Raw genomic sequence first — 12,397 nt, 5'->3', positions numbered from 1 at the left:
TCATAACGGGCCGGGATAGGTGAACAGCAGCAGGTGGGTCAGATTGAACAAGAAATGCATCGCAACAGGCACCCAAAGCCGACCGGTTGCATAAAACCCCAACCCGCACCCCAACCCGAGAAGGGATGCGAATACCACAAGCGCGGGTCCTCCGCCAATATGCGCCAATCCAAAGAGCAGGCTGGCAGCGACCAGACCGCCTGTTGCCTCAAGGCGCAAGGTAATGGCCGACTGCAAGTAGCCGCGAAAGAACGCCTCTTCTGTAAGACAAGTCAGAAACAGGTTGGACAGGCAAAATACCAGCCACCAATAAGGGGCTGAGAGGTCCACGCGCACGGCGCGCAGCGATAGACCCAGCAGAAACAGGCCGGGCAGAATCAGAAAACCCGCTAGCAAAGGTTTTATTCTGGTCTTGATTGGGCTGTTCAGCATTCCGGGCCAAGCCAGAAGAACGGCAAAGAAGACCATGGGTTTGTCCAGATTCAGGTGCAGTGTGAAACTTGTGCTCGAGGCACTTGCCTGCACCTGATCCAGCAGTTTCAAATTGTTGAATCCTGGCAACAGATGTGCCCCCAATGCCAGGCACCACAGGATCAACAGCGTATGCCCCGCAATAGCCAGCAGACCTGTCTGGCGAGGGAGGAAGAAGGCCACGATCAGACCAAGCGCCACCGCCACGATTGCTGTCGGTGACATCAGTCCGGTAACCGAGGCGACACTGACGAACAGAACCAGCAGGGCATACGCAAGTCCGGTTCGTCGCCCCATCGCCGCGACTTGCGCTGTGATCAAGATCAGCCAGGGCCAAGTGACCGGCAATGTCGAAAAGAAATACGTCACGGCGTTCTCGTCTGAATTGTGGACCCAGTCATGCCGCACAAAAACAAGGCAATGCAAGCAACCTGAAAGCGCGTGATTGGCGCCTCGTGTCAATTCTTGTGCTTGTATCCTTTGGGCCAGACGTACAAATTCGGGTAAAAGACCATATACCCGTCCAGACCCTGATTTCCGATATAGACTGCTGCAACGGATCGGCTTCGATTTATCTGATGACATCAGGCGGTTACACAGGCCCGATATGGTTCGAACCCGATGACTGAGAAGGAGCTGATCTTGGCTTACGAGAACGATGGGGGCACCAAGAACTGGCTTGAGGCCGAATTGGAAGACACGCTGGATGAAGACTTCGAAATCGAGTTCAGCGAGCCTATGCTGTCGATGGAAGTCCGCAAAATCTATCGGGACCAGCACCCCGAAATGCTGGATCGCAAAGTCTATTTCCGAAACCTGCTGCGGTTGCAGGCCGAGTTGATCAAGGTGCAGGATTGGGTTCAGCACACTGGCGCCAAGGTTTGTATCCTGTTTGAAGGCCGTGATAGTGCGGGCAAGGGGGGCGTGATCAAACGGATCACGCAGCGCCTGAACCCCCGTGTCGCCCGTGTGGTCGCTCTGCCAGCCCCCAGTCGCCGCGAGCAGAGCCAATGGTATTTTCAACGCTACGTGCCGCATCTGCCTGCTGCGGGTGAAATCGTCTTGTTCGACCGCTCGTGGTACAACAGGGCGGGGGTTGAGCGAGTGATGGGCTTTGCGTCCGAGGATCAGGTTGAACAGTTCTTTCAGGACGTTCCCGAATTTGAACGGATGCTGGTGCGGTCAGGGATCATTCTGCTGAAATACTGGTTCTCGATCACGGATGAAGAGCAACAACTGCGGTTCCTCATGCGTATTCACGATCCGATGAAACAGTGGAAACTGTCACCGATGGATCTTGAATCCCGCATTCGCTGGGAGGCGTACACGAAGGCCAAGGAAGACATGTTGTTTCGAACCAACATACCAGAAGCACCGTGGTATATCGTTGAGGGCAATGACAAGAAACGCGAACGTCTGAATTGTATCGAGCATCTGTTGACAAGAATCCCCTACGAAGACGTGCCACAGGAAAAGGTCAATTTGCCTGACCGGCGGTACAATCCTGAATACGAGCGGCGGGTATTGCCAGACGAGCTTTACGTCCCAAAGATTTACTGAGCAACGCATGCGAGGCCGGCAGGGCCGACCTCGCACAATTTCAAGTGATCAGGCTGCATCCATCATGCAGTCATGGGTGAAGATATTGATCATGAAGACATCGCAGCCATCGTCTTCGGTCGTTTCGGTGTCGACAGGCTCAATCTCGGTCTCCGGAGTGGTATCTATGGTCGGCAGGGTATCGACATCGTCGACATCTGCCACATCAGTGCCGTCATTCATGTCGTCGCGCCAATCAAACTCGTCAAACTGCGTTTGCAGGTTTTCAAGGAAGCTGGCGATTTCATCCAGGAATGCCTGAATGTCAAAGCAGAAGGCTTCCGGCTCACCACCATCGACGACTTCAGTATCGGGCGTTTCAGGTTGCGGGTCTTCGGTTTCGGTAACGTCAGTATCCGGCGCTTCAGGTTCCGGTTCTTCAGTTTCGGTCACGTCAGTGTCCGGTGTTTCGGGTGTTGTTTCCTCGGTACCGGGGGTTTCAGGTTCCGGTTCTTCGGTCTCAGTGACGTCGGTATCAGGTGTCTCGGGGTCCGGCTCTTCCGTCTCTGTGACATCGGTGTCCGGTGTTTCGGGTGTTGGTTCCTCGGTTCCGGGGGTCTCGGTCCCAGGCTCTTCGGTCTCGGTGACGTCAGTATCCGGGGTTTCGGTTTCTGGTTCCTCGGGCTCAGCAACCTCGTCCGGTGTTGTCGGAGGAACGGGCGGGGCGTTTGTATTGCCGTTGTCCAGCATGACAGCCGCGTCGGTTGCGGCAAAGTTTTGCGTGACCATCACGGCATCGAAGCCTTGCATGTCACCGGTTTCGATCCCGATCCCGATATACTTGAAATCCGGGTTCAGGATATTGGCGCGGTGACCCGGACTGTTCATCAGGTTTTGATGCAACTGGGCGACATCGTCGCTGATACCCGGCGCGCCGCGTTCGGACTGCCATGCGATGTTTTCCCCGGTGCGCCAGCTTCCTTCAAGATCGAACCCCGCGTTTTGCATCCGCTGGGTTGCGCTGGAACCGCCTGAACCGGTGTGGCTGAAGGTGTCTGTATTCAGCATCCAGGTGCTGTGATCTTCGGACGAGTCGTTCAGCTGCGTTTCAAGCTGCAGCGGGTTGAGCCCGCGGGATGTGCGCTCCTGGTTTATCAGCGCCAACATCTCACGTTCGTATGTACTTGCAGTCGACATATTTGCCTCCGTTTGTGTTTGTGTCCTTGCGGACGGGCTCACTTAGAGGCGGGGATGTCGGGGGCGATAGAGGGCGGCGCAATTCAGGCGAGTTTTGGCGGCGCGATGCTACCGAGACGAGATTCGCTGCGCTGCAAAGCGCCGGGCAAAACACTGCCTGTACGGAATTGGCAGCTTGCCGCACAACCTGAACCACGAGTCGGCGGATTGTATCCGAGCCCTGAAACGACAAACCCCCGGGCCATGCCTCGGGGGTCGTCAAATAGTGTCATCCAAAGCTGGACGAAATCAAAGATCTTAAAGCAGACCTTCGCGCTGGGCTTTCTTGCGCGCCAGTTTACGGGCACGGCGAATCGCTTCAGCTTTCTCGCGCGCTTTTTTCTCGGACGGTTTCTCGAAATGTTGCTTGAGCTTCATTTCACGGAACACGCCTTCGCGCTGCAGCTTTTTCTTCAGGGCACGAAGCGCCTGATCGACGTTATTGTCGCGAACACTAACCTGCATGTGGTTGTCACCACCTTTCTAGATAGAGTTGCAAGGAAATTGCAGGAGTTGGCCGTATAGCAAAGCCGCCCTAACTTGTCTAGTACTGGGCCTGACAACCGGAGAACCGTCATGACCACCACATATGAAGATGCAAAACGGCAGCTTTTGGACGCGATGCTGAACCATGTTCCTTTCGACGGCTGGTCGGAAACCAGCTTTCGCGCCTCGGTATCCGATTGTGGTCTGGATGACGGTTTGGCACGTGCAATCTGCCCGCGCGGGGCGGTTGATCTGGCACTGGCCTTTCATGCGCGCGGCGATCAGGTGATGCTGGACCGCCTCAGGTCCGAGGACATGAGCGGGCTAAAATTCCGCGACAGGATTGCCGCTGCGGTCAGGTTCCGGTTGCAGGCTGTTGAAGACAAAGAGCTGGTGCGCCGGGGCATGACGCTGTTTTCCCTGCCAGCATATGCGGCCGATGGGGCCAAGGCGTTATGGCAAACCTGCGATCTGATCTGGGGCGCGCTGGGCGATACATCGGACGATGTGAACTGGTACACCAAACGGGCAACCTTGTCGGGGGTCTATTCCTCGACCTTGCTGTTCTGGCTGGGCGATGACAGCCCCGACTATCAGCGCACCTGGGAGTTTCTGGATCGCCGGATCGCAAATGTCATGGAGTTCGAAAAGCTCAAGGCTCAGGTGCGTGACAACCCGGTGTTGAAACCCTTTCTTGCAGTTCCGAACTGGCTGGCGGGTCAGGTGAGGGCGCCGTCCAAGATGCAGGGTGATCTGCCTGGAGTGTTGAACCCCCGAAAGTAACACGTCTTGGTGCTGGGCCTTGCCTCTGATGCCTGCTAGGCATTGGGCAAAGGAGGTGCCTATGACCCAGATGATGCGTGCTGTTGAGATCACTCAACCGGGCGGTCCCGATGTATTGCAGCTGACCGAACGCCCTATTCCTAAGCCGGGGGCCGGACAGGTTGTATTGAAAGTAGCCTATGCCGGGGTGAACCGCCCCGACGCTTTGCAACGCGCGGGCGCTTACGATCCGCCGCCGGGTGCCAGCGACCTGCCGGGGCTTGAGGCTTCGGGCGAAGTGGTTTCAGTCGGTGCGGGGGTCGAAGGACTGTCTGTCGGCGATCAGGTCTGCGCACTGCTGCCGGGCGGAGGATATGCGGAATACGTTTCGACTCCAGCGGCCCATTGTTTGCCAGTGCCTGCAGGTATGGGAATGAAAGAGGCAGCGTGTCTGCCCGAGACATTCTTTACAGTCTGGTCCAACGTGTTCATGCGTGGCGGGTTGAAGGCAGGTGAACGCTTTTTGGTTCACGGTGGGTCCAGCGGAATTGGTACGACGGCAATCCAACTGGCCAATGCCTTTGGCGCGCGCGTTTTTGCCACGGCTGGGTCGGATGAAAAATGCGAGGCTTGTGTCAAACTGGGCGCGGAAAAGGCGATCAACTATCGAAACGAGGATTTCGTAGCAGCCATGCGCGCCGAAGGTGGGGCAAACCTGATCCTTGATATGGTCGGCGGTGATTACATCCCCCGCAACGTCAAGGCTCTGGCCGAAGATGGGCGGCTGGTGCAAATCGCGTTTCTGCAAGGCCCGGTGGTCGAGCTGAACTTTGCCCTGATGATGGTCAAGCGCCTGACCCTGACCGGCAGCACCTTGCGCCCACAAAGTGATCTGGCCAAGGCGCAAATCGCGCAGGACCTGCGCGAAGCTGTCTGGCCTCTGTTGGATGCCGGAAAAGTTGCGCCCGTGATGGACAGCGAGTTTGATCTGACCGAGGCCGCCGCAGCCCACGCGCGCATGGAAAGCTCGGGCCATATTGGCAAGATTGTTCTGAAGATTGCGGGTTGAGTTTAGAATGCGCGGGCGTGTCCCGCGCGTTCACGCAACGGCGCGGCGATACAGATGCCACGTGGCATGACCCAGAACTGGCATCACCACGATAAGACCCAGCAGCAGTGGCAAAGCCCCCAGAAACAAAAGCACCGCTACAATAAACCCCCAGGTTAGAGTGACTCCGGGGTTGTGACGCAGCACCCTGAATGATGTCACAACGGCAACCGGCAGGCCCACTTTGCGGTCCAGCAGCAAGGGAAAACTGACGACGCTAATCGCCAAAGCGCAAAGGGCAAAAACAAACCCAACTGCGGTTCCGACAATGACCATCGTCCAGCCCGCAGAGGTCGTAAACACCTGCGTGGCAAATACGCTGAGCGACGCAGGAACCTCGGGGCCCATCGTGTAGGTGTGAATGCTTTGCGCGACCATCAGCCAAAGCAGCAGCAGCATCACAAGGTAAAACCCCAAAACGAGAATTGCTCCAAATGACGGCGAGCGGAATACACCAAATGCGTCCAGCCAGTGAACCTCGCTGCCCTGTTCACGCTTACGGCTGATTTCATAGAGGCCCACGGCCGCAACAGGCCCGATCAGCGCAAAGCCTGCGACCAGAGGGGCCAGAAGCGGAACCAGATTGGCATTCAGGGCAAAGCCGAACATCAAAAGCCCGGCGATCGGATAAACCAGGACAATGAATACGACATCCGCTCGGGTTTCGAGAAAATCCTGATACCCCGCCCTCAGGCAGGCCCGTAGGTCTTGCAGGGTCAAGGTCTGCACCATTGGCACTTGCGTTGGATCTGCACTGCCAAGTTGCGAGACGCTTTCGGTGACGTGGTCACTTGTGGCGCCCAGTGCCTGGGCTGCCCAGCTGATCGGATTTCCGATTGTCTTAGCCATTTCTTCACCCTTCCCTGGCGAGACTTGCGCCGCGGAACGGATCCGGCATTCAGTTGCCCGTGGCCGGTCCAACCGGCAACGCCATGCCTCAGTATAACATAAATTTACGAAATCTGGATCAATACTCCGGCATCGGACGGATTGCCCTGTGTCACAGTCATGTTAGCTTGATGGCAGGCAAGAGGAGGTCAGGATGCAGCAAACAGCGAAAACGGTTGTGATTCATGAATTTGGTGGGCCTGAGGTTCTGCGGATCGAAGACAGGCCAGTGGGCGACCCCGGTCCGGGTGAGATACGTATTCGGCATCAGGCCTGCGGGTTGAACTTCATCGACGTATATCAACGCACCGGCCTGTATCCCCTTGATCTTCCACATGCTTTAGGCATGGAAGCGGCGGGTACCGTTGAAGCGGTTGGGGAAGGGGTAACGCATCTTCAGCCGGGGCAGCGGGCCGCTTACGCCGCAGCCCCGCCCGGTGCATATTGCGAGGCGCGTGTGATGCCCGCTGCGCAGGTTTGCCCGCTGCCGGATGGCATCACATTCGAAGCCGGCGCAGCGATGATGCTGAAAGGTCTGACAGTTGAATACCTGTTTCACCGGACCACACCATTGAAGCGGGGCGATACGGTTCTGTTCCACGCGGCAGCTGGCGGGGTCGGGCTGATCGCATGTCAATGGGCTAAATCAGAAGGCATCACGTTGATCGGAACGGCGGGGAGTGACGAGAAATGCAGCCTTGCCCGGTTTAACGGGGCCGCGCATTGCATCAATTACCGGTCCGAGAATTTCGCTGAACGCGTGGCTGAGATTACAAAGGGTCAGGGTGTAGACGTGGTGATGGACTCGGTCGGGGCGGACACATTCGAAGGATCACTGGATTGCCTGAAACCGCTGGGCATGATGATTTCCTTCGGCAACGCCTCGGGCCCGGTTCCACCGTTCAACCTTGGAGTTCTGGGCCAGAAAGGTTCGCTCAAGATCACCCGGCCCACGTTGTTTACACATATCGCGGACCATGCGGTGTGTCAGGCAATGTCGCGTCGCCTGTTTGGCAAAGTCGAGGGGGGTGAGGTCAAAATCCATGTCGATCAGCGCTTTGCCTTGGATCAGGTTGCTGATGCGCATCGCGCGCTTGAGGCGCGGCAAACGACCGGCAGCACAATTCTGGACCTGTAACGCAGTACCGAAACGCCATTGCCCTTAGAATTGGGATACTTGATGCGCCGGATGGGAAGGACAAGAGGTCTTCAATGACATACGGCGGCGGAAAAACCGCCGCCGCTGTGCCTGAAAAAAATCAGGTTTTACTGCGATTGCAGCTCTGCCGGGGGTTTTTCAGCAATCGTTTCCCAGTTTGCGCTCGCGCTTTCGATGAAACCTGGGATGTCGCCTTCCCAGCGCTCCTGAATGTCTTTGGACAGGTTCAGATACAGCTTGTTGTCAACGATCTTCCAGTGGTTCGGGTCGCCGTCGAATTTAAAGCCCATGGCAGCGCCGAAGGCACAATAGCCGCCATATGCAGGCAGGTACGCTTCGGGGTTGGCTTCAAAGGCAGCTTTGTTTTCTTCCGACGCGAAACGGTACAGGGCCTCATCATGCAGCGCAGTGATGCGGTAATCGCCTTTTGTCGCTTCGCCAGCGGTGAAGTACGCCACCGGATCATAACCCTGCATGGCTAGACCGGTCGAGCTTGCGTTGATTTCGACGCCAGCCGCCAGTGCGGAGGTTGCCAAAGTGACAGACAGTGCCACGCCACTGATCAGAGATTTAAACTTGTTCATTGTTTCACCTTTCGTGAAATGAGCCCGTTCAGCACCGCAATAATTGCCGCCGTAAGGCCCAGATTGTTGTCCTGTGTGGCCCGTAATTGACCGTCACGATAGCGATCTGGGAAGCGGGCTGATCACGTTCAAAACAATGATTTGTGATTGTGCGCAGGTGATAGAGCCACTGTTCTTTTTTGCCGATCTCGCCTCAGGCATCCGGCCTTAGGTTCAGGACAAATGCGATGACTTTGCATGCGGACATTTCACAGGGTCTTAGCAACGCGCCGCTGCCCATGGTCTGATACAGGTTCAGGCTGATATAGTCGGCTCCGCCCAGTTCGTGCGCAACCAGCTTGTGGGATTTACCACCCGCCATTCGTTGACGCACAACAACATAGCGCCGACCGCCGGAGGTTCCGGTGAAACTGCCCAAGGGCAGTGCAAAAAGGGCATACAGAAACCCGTCTGGCGCGATCACGGCTTTCCGATTCTGGGTTCCGTTCCGGCCTTGATCCGCGCGACGTTCGAGCTGTGCCGCCAGTAGACCAGAAGTGTCAGAATTATCCCAAGGATAAATGTAGTCCCGTTTGACAGCAACAACACCCAAGTCGTTGACAGCGCGGCCGCAGCCAATGCGCCAACCGAGGATATCCGCCAGATTGCCGCCGCGACCAGCCAGGTAAGGCAGCAGGCAACACCGACGCGCCAGTCCAGTGCCAGCCAAAGCCCCAGAAAGGTTGCCACGCCCTTGCCACCCTTGAAGCTCAGCCAAACCGGAAAGCAATGGCCTAAAAACGCCATAAGAGCGGCAACCTGGGCCGCATCTTCACCCGCATACGCGCTTGCGATCAGAACGGCCGCCGCCCCCTTGCCTGCGTCAAACAGCAAGGTCAGTGCCGCAGCGGCCTTGTTGCCGGTGCGCAGGACATTTGTCGCCCCGATATTCCCGGACCCGATCTCGCGCAGATTTCCCAGCCCCATGATCTTGGCAAGCAACAAGCCGAAGGGAATGGAGCCCATCAGGTATCCAACGACCGCCCATTGGAGCAGTTCGCTAGTCGAGTTGTCGATTGGGGGCATCAGGGTCTCCGGAACACTTCATTACCTGCCACATAAGTCGAAATGACCTTACCTTGCATCCGCTGGCCGTCAAATGGAGTGTTCTGAGATTTTGATTTTAGTGCAAACCGATCAAGCACAAAAGGCACATCCGGGTCGAACAGAACCAGATCGGCTGGCGCGCCTTTCGACAGGCGACCGCTGTCCAGTCCAAGCCGCTTGGCCGGGTTAAGGGCCATGGCCCGAAAAAGCGTCGGCAGATCCAGCTGGCCCGCGTGATACAGGCGCAAGGCCGCGGGCAGAAGCGTTTCCAGTGCGACCGCACCCGAGGCCGCTTCTTCAAACGGCAGGCGCTTGCTTTCTTCGTCCTGAGGGGTGTGCATCGAGCTGATGATATCGATCAGCCCGGTGCGAACAGCTTCAATTACCGCTTGCCTGTCGTCTTCTGATCGCAGCGGCGGCTTGACCTTGAAGAAGGTGCGATAGTCGGCCACGTCAAGCTCGTTCAACGTCAAGTGGTGGATCGACGTCCCTGCGGTTATGTCCAGCCCATTGCGCTTGGCGCGCTCCAGTGCAGGCAGCGCCCGGGCAGTGGTGATTTGGTCGGCGTGATAGGCGGCACCGGTCATCTCCAGCAGGGCAATGTCGCGGTCCAGCCCCATCCGCTCTGCCATCGGTGACACTACGGGCAAGCCGCGCAGTGCCGCGAACTTGCCACTGGTCGCTGCGGCCCCGGCGCTCAGCCCCGGCTCTTGCGGGTGGGCTATCACAAGCGCGCCACAGGATTTCGCATAGGTCAGGGCACGGGAAAACACCTTGGTATTAGTGATGACGTGATCGCAATCGGTGAAGGCGATCGCGCCCGCGTCCATCAGAAACCCGATCTCGGTCATCTCACGCCCTTCGCGCCCTTTGGTCAGGGCAGCCATCGGCAGAACATTGACTGGCGCATCGGCCTGCGCCCGGCGTGTCGCGAATTCCAGCGTTTCCGGTGTGTCGACTGCTGGCAGAGTATCCGGTCGGGTGACAATCGTCGTGACACCGCCAGCTGCAGCAGCAAGTCCTGCTGACCGATAGCTTTCCTTATGACGTTCACCGGGTTCACAGACCTTGACGCCAATATCGATGATGCCAGGGGCGAGGCACTTGCCGTTGCACTCTACGATATGCCCTTCAGTACACGGCGCGCTTCCTTCGCCTCGGGCGGTAATCCGGCCATTGTTCACCTGCAACCAGCCAGTTGACTCTGTTCCGGCTTCGGGGTCGATCAGGCGGGCGTTGGCGAAAAGAACGGAAGTCATGGAACAGCCCTTTCGATGGCGGCCTTCGTGGCGGCGGGATCGGCCTGATACTTGATCAGGTGTTTGTCGCCGCCTTTGGTAACGACTTGGACAAAACTGCCCATGGTTTTAACCGCCTCGACCTGATTCAGCGGTACTTTGCGGGGACCGGGGCCGGTCAACAAAGTGCCGGTCATCTCCCAGTTAGCAGCCAGTTCTTCCGATGCCAGATACCACGCGCGGATGCCGATAGCGGCGAGGCCAGCAGGTGCTCCGGTCCAGACATAAGGGTTGCCGGTCAACCACAAGACAGCCATTGCTCCGGCCATGGCAGCGGCCGCAAGCCATGCATTGGTGCGGATATACGCGCCCTTGTCCGGGGCAAAGACTACAGGATCAGCCATAGAATCCCTCCGGTGATCAAAAGTACTGCCAATGCCATAACGGCCGAGCCTATGCGGAGCGGTTTGTTGTCAACCGGCGCGGTTTGCGGGGCCGAGAAAGGCTTGGCGCTTTCGGTCTCGATCGTTCCGCCGGTCCAATTGGTCGCCTCTTCCGTGAAAAGACCAATCATGTGAAGCCGGGGATCGGGTTCAAGTGTCGTGGCCTGGTCTTTGAACGCTGCGCTGCGCAGAACCATGACCCATCCGCCGATCTGCGCCAGCGCGGCACGGTCCAACTGATCTTCGGACACGCCGCACCCTTCGTTCAGATAGCCGTAAAGCCCAAGTTCTTCGAGGTCGGATACCGGAAAAATGTCGATCTGCTCGGGGTCCAGCCCGTCGACGCCAAGCACCTGATCGGCGGCACCCGGTTCGCGCAGGAACTTTGCCTCTTCCGGGCGCATGTTCAGTGTGAATAGGCGCAGAACGCCGCGTTCATGGGGGGCGATTTTCAGATTGCTCATGCAACCTCGCGCAGGTTGCGGGCCAGAAGGTCCATGGCGGCCATGCGGACAGCGACCCCCATCTCCACCTGCTCCTGTATTACGGATCGATTGATGTCATCAGCCAGGGTTCCGTCGATCTCAACCCCGCGGTTCATTGGGCCGGGGTGCATGACGATGGCATCGGGCTTGGCCAGCGCCAGCTTTTCCGCATTCAAGCCGTAACGGTGGTAGTACTCGCGTTCTGACGGGATGAAGCCTCCGTCCATTCGTTCTTTCTGAAGGCGCAGCATCATGACCACATCGACGTCTTTGAGACCCTCGTTCATGTCGTCATAAACCTCGGCCCCGAACTCGGCGAATTGCGACGGCACGAGTGTGGGCGGGCCGATCAGACGAATGCGGTTTTCCATCTTGCCCAGCAGGATCAAATTGGATCGAGCAACACGAGAGTGCGCGACATCGCCGCAAATGGCGATGTTCAGACGGTGCAGGCGACCTTTGGCGCGGCGGATCGTCAGCGCGTCCAGCAAAGCTTGTGTCGGATGTTCGTGCCGCCCGTCGCCTGCGTTCAGAACAGCGCAGTTGACCTTCTGCGCCAGCAGGTCGACCGCGCCCGAATGCGGGTGACGCACCACCAAAAGGTCGGGATGCATCGCGTTCAGGGTCAGCGCAGTGTCGATCAGCGTCTCGCCCTTTTTGATCGAACTGGCCTGCATCGCCATGTTCATCACATCTGCACCCAGACGCTTGCCAGCCAGTTCGAAGCTTGCCTGCGTTCGGGTCGAGTTTTCAAAGAACATGTTGATCTGGGTGAGCCCCGACAACACATCCGAATGTTTGGTCGACTGGCGGTTCATGTCGACATAGGTTTCGGCCAGATCGAGAATTTCGGTGATATCGGATTGCGACAGATGCTCGATGCCAAGAAGGTGACGATGGGCGAAACGCATG

15 protein-coding genes are annotated in these 12,397 nt (G+C 57.6%); 4 read left to right on the top strand and 11 right to left on the bottom strand.

Annotation, left to right across the window (positions count from 1 at the left end):
* Positions 1-840, bottom strand: coding sequence for a CPBP family intramembrane glutamic endopeptidase (locus tag ACR0M3_RS08785; RefSeq protein WP_480556375.1), 840 nt, complete (start codon positions 838-840; stop codon positions 1-3).
* A 252-nt stretch (positions 841-1,092) separates the two neighbouring features.
* On the opposite strand from ACR0M3_RS08785, the gene ppk2 reads away from it, so the two are divergent.
* Positions 1,093-2,031: a polyphosphate kinase 2 gene (gene ppk2, locus ACR0M3_RS08780; protein ID WP_267365547.1), complete on the top strand. Its 939-nt coding sequence runs from the start codon at positions 1,093-1,095 to the stop codon at positions 2,029-2,031.
* Positions 2,032-2,079: 48 nt separating this feature from the next.
* Here ppk2 and ACR0M3_RS08775 read toward each other — a convergent pair whose 3' ends face one another.
* Together ACR0M3_RS08775 and rpsU are read right to left on the bottom strand one after the other, a co-directional pair.
* Positions 2,080-3,207, bottom strand: a complete 1,128-nt coding sequence (locus ACR0M3_RS08775; RefSeq protein ID WP_480506664.1) for a CAP domain-containing protein — start codon at positions 3,205-3,207, stop codon at positions 2,080-2,082.
* Positions 3,208-3,504: 297 nt separating this feature from the next.
* On the bottom strand, positions 3,505-3,711 hold the full coding sequence (rpsU, locus tag ACR0M3_RS08770) for a 30S ribosomal protein S21 (RefSeq protein WP_005614280.1): 207 nt from the start codon (positions 3,709-3,711) through the stop codon (positions 3,505-3,507).
* A 111-nt stretch (positions 3,712-3,822) separates the two neighbouring features.
* Between rpsU and ACR0M3_RS08765 the strand changes: the two genes are divergently transcribed.
* Together ACR0M3_RS08765 and ACR0M3_RS08760 are read left to right on the top strand one after the other, a co-directional pair.
* Entirely contained in the window at positions 3,823-4,515 is a 693-nt protein-coding gene (locus ACR0M3_RS08765; RefSeq protein ID WP_480910283.1) for a COQ9 family protein, read from the top strand.
* Between the two features lie 61 nt (positions 4,516-4,576).
* The gene (locus ACR0M3_RS08760; RefSeq protein WP_480899201.1) at positions 4,577-5,563 is read left to right on the top strand and encodes an NAD(P)H-quinone oxidoreductase; all 987 of its coding nucleotides are present in this window, start codon (positions 4,577-4,579) and stop codon (positions 5,561-5,563) included.
* Positions 5,564-5,593: 30 nt separating this feature from the next.
* Here ACR0M3_RS08760 and ACR0M3_RS08755 read toward each other — a convergent pair whose 3' ends face one another.
* A complete protein-coding gene (locus ACR0M3_RS08755) occupies positions 5,594-6,451 on the bottom strand; it encodes a DUF2189 domain-containing protein (RefSeq protein WP_480899202.1) in 858 nt (285 codons plus the stop codon).
* Between the two features lie 193 nt (positions 6,452-6,644).
* Here ACR0M3_RS08755 and ACR0M3_RS08750 point away from each other — a divergent pair, with 193 nt between their 5' ends.
* The gene (locus ACR0M3_RS08750; RefSeq protein WP_209506634.1) at positions 6,645-7,628 is read left to right on the top strand and encodes a quinone oxidoreductase family protein; all 984 of its coding nucleotides are present in this window, start codon (positions 6,645-6,647) and stop codon (positions 7,626-7,628) included.
* 128 nt (positions 7,629-7,756) lie between these two features.
* On the opposite strand, the gene ACR0M3_RS08745 is transcribed toward ACR0M3_RS08750, so the two are convergent.
* The 7 genes from ACR0M3_RS08745 to ACR0M3_RS08715 all read right to left on the bottom strand — a co-directional run bounded on the left by ACR0M3_RS08745 (position 7,757) and on the right by ACR0M3_RS08715 (position 12,396).
* On the bottom strand, positions 7,757-8,233 hold the full coding sequence (locus ACR0M3_RS08745; protein ID WP_480910280.1) for a YHS domain-containing (seleno)protein: 477 nt from the start codon (positions 8,231-8,233) through the stop codon (positions 7,757-7,759).
* 193 nt (positions 8,234-8,426) lie between these two features.
* Positions 8,427-8,696 (bottom strand): hypothetical protein, encoded by a 270-nt coding sequence (locus ACR0M3_RS08740; RefSeq protein ID WP_480483043.1) that lies wholly within the window; start codon positions 8,694-8,696, stop codon positions 8,427-8,429.
* Entirely contained in the window at positions 8,693-9,298 is a 606-nt protein-coding gene (gene plsY, locus ACR0M3_RS08735; RefSeq protein ID WP_480910278.1) for a glycerol-3-phosphate 1-O-acyltransferase PlsY, read from the bottom strand. Before plsY ends, ACR0M3_RS08740 begins: the two co-directional genes overlap by 4 nt.
* A complete protein-coding gene (gene pyrC / locus ACR0M3_RS08730) occupies positions 9,298-10,578 on the bottom strand; it encodes a dihydroorotase (protein ID WP_480899207.1) in 1,281 nt (426 codons plus the stop codon). Before pyrC ends, plsY begins: the two co-directional genes overlap by 1 nt.
* A complete protein-coding gene (locus ACR0M3_RS08725) occupies positions 10,575-10,961 on the bottom strand; it encodes a hypothetical protein (RefSeq protein ID WP_480506675.1) in 387 nt (128 codons plus the stop codon). The genes pyrC and ACR0M3_RS08725 overlap by 4 nt, the downstream gene beginning before the upstream one ends.
* The gene (locus ACR0M3_RS08720) at positions 10,946-11,464 is read right to left on the bottom strand and encodes a hypothetical protein (protein ID WP_480910276.1); all 519 of its coding nucleotides are present in this window, start codon (positions 11,462-11,464) and stop codon (positions 10,946-10,948) included. Before ACR0M3_RS08720 ends, ACR0M3_RS08725 begins: the two co-directional genes overlap by 16 nt.
* Positions 11,461-12,396: an aspartate carbamoyltransferase catalytic subunit gene (locus ACR0M3_RS08715; RefSeq protein WP_267366053.1), complete on the bottom strand. Its 936-nt coding sequence runs from the start codon at positions 12,394-12,396 to the stop codon at positions 11,461-11,463. The genes ACR0M3_RS08720 and ACR0M3_RS08715 overlap by 4 nt, the downstream gene beginning before the upstream one ends.
* Position 12,397 lies beyond the last annotated feature (1 nt).

Source organism: Ruegeria sp. O5, from assembly GCF_056535105.1.
The sequence above is the reverse complement of the archived record's forward strand: the minus strand, read 5'-3'. Positions and strand labels throughout refer to the sequence as shown.

Coding starts and splice junctions, on each gene's coding strand:
- ppk2 (WP_267365547.1), top strand. CDS start 1,093: ATGACTGAGAAGGAGCTGATCTTGGCTTACGAGAACGATGGGGGCACC.
- ACR0M3_RS08775 (WP_480506664.1), bottom strand. CDS start 3,207: ATGTCGACTGCAAGTACATACGAACGTGAGATGTTGGCGCTGATAAAC.
- rpsU (WP_005614280.1), bottom strand. CDS start 3,711: ATGCAGGTTAGTGTTCGCGACAATAACGTCGATCAGGCGCTTCGTGCC.
- ACR0M3_RS08765 (WP_480910283.1), top strand. CDS start 3,823: ATGACCACCACATATGAAGATGCAAAACGGCAGCTTTTGGACGCGATG.
- ACR0M3_RS08760 (WP_480899201.1), top strand. CDS start 4,577: ATGACCCAGATGATGCGTGCTGTTGAGATCACTCAACCGGGCGGTCCC.
- ACR0M3_RS08755 (WP_480899202.1), bottom strand. CDS start 6,451: ATGGCTAAGACAATCGGAAATCCGATCAGCTGGGCAGCCCAGGCACTG.
- ACR0M3_RS08750 (WP_209506634.1), top strand. CDS start 6,645: ATGCAGCAAACAGCGAAAACGGTTGTGATTCATGAATTTGGTGGGCCT.
- ACR0M3_RS08745 (WP_480910280.1), bottom strand. CDS start 8,233: ATGAACAAGTTTAAATCTCTGATCAGTGGCGTGGCACTGTCTGTCACT.
- plsY (WP_480910278.1), bottom strand. CDS start 9,298: ATGCCCCCAATCGACAACTCGACTAGCGAACTGCTCCAATGGGCGGTC.
- pyrC (WP_480899207.1), bottom strand. CDS start 10,578: ATGACTTCCGTTCTTTTCGCCAACGCCCGCCTGATCGACCCCGAAGCC.
- ACR0M3_RS08725 (WP_480506675.1), bottom strand. CDS start 10,961: ATGGCTGATCCTGTAGTCTTTGCCCCGGACAAGGGCGCGTATATCCGC.
- ACR0M3_RS08720 (WP_480910276.1), bottom strand. CDS start 11,464: ATGAGCAATCTGAAAATCGCCCCCCATGAACGCGGCGTTCTGCGCCTA.
- ACR0M3_RS08715 (WP_267366053.1), bottom strand. CDS start 12,396: ATGCGTTTCGCCCATCGTCACCTTCTTGGCATCGAGCATCTGTCGCAA.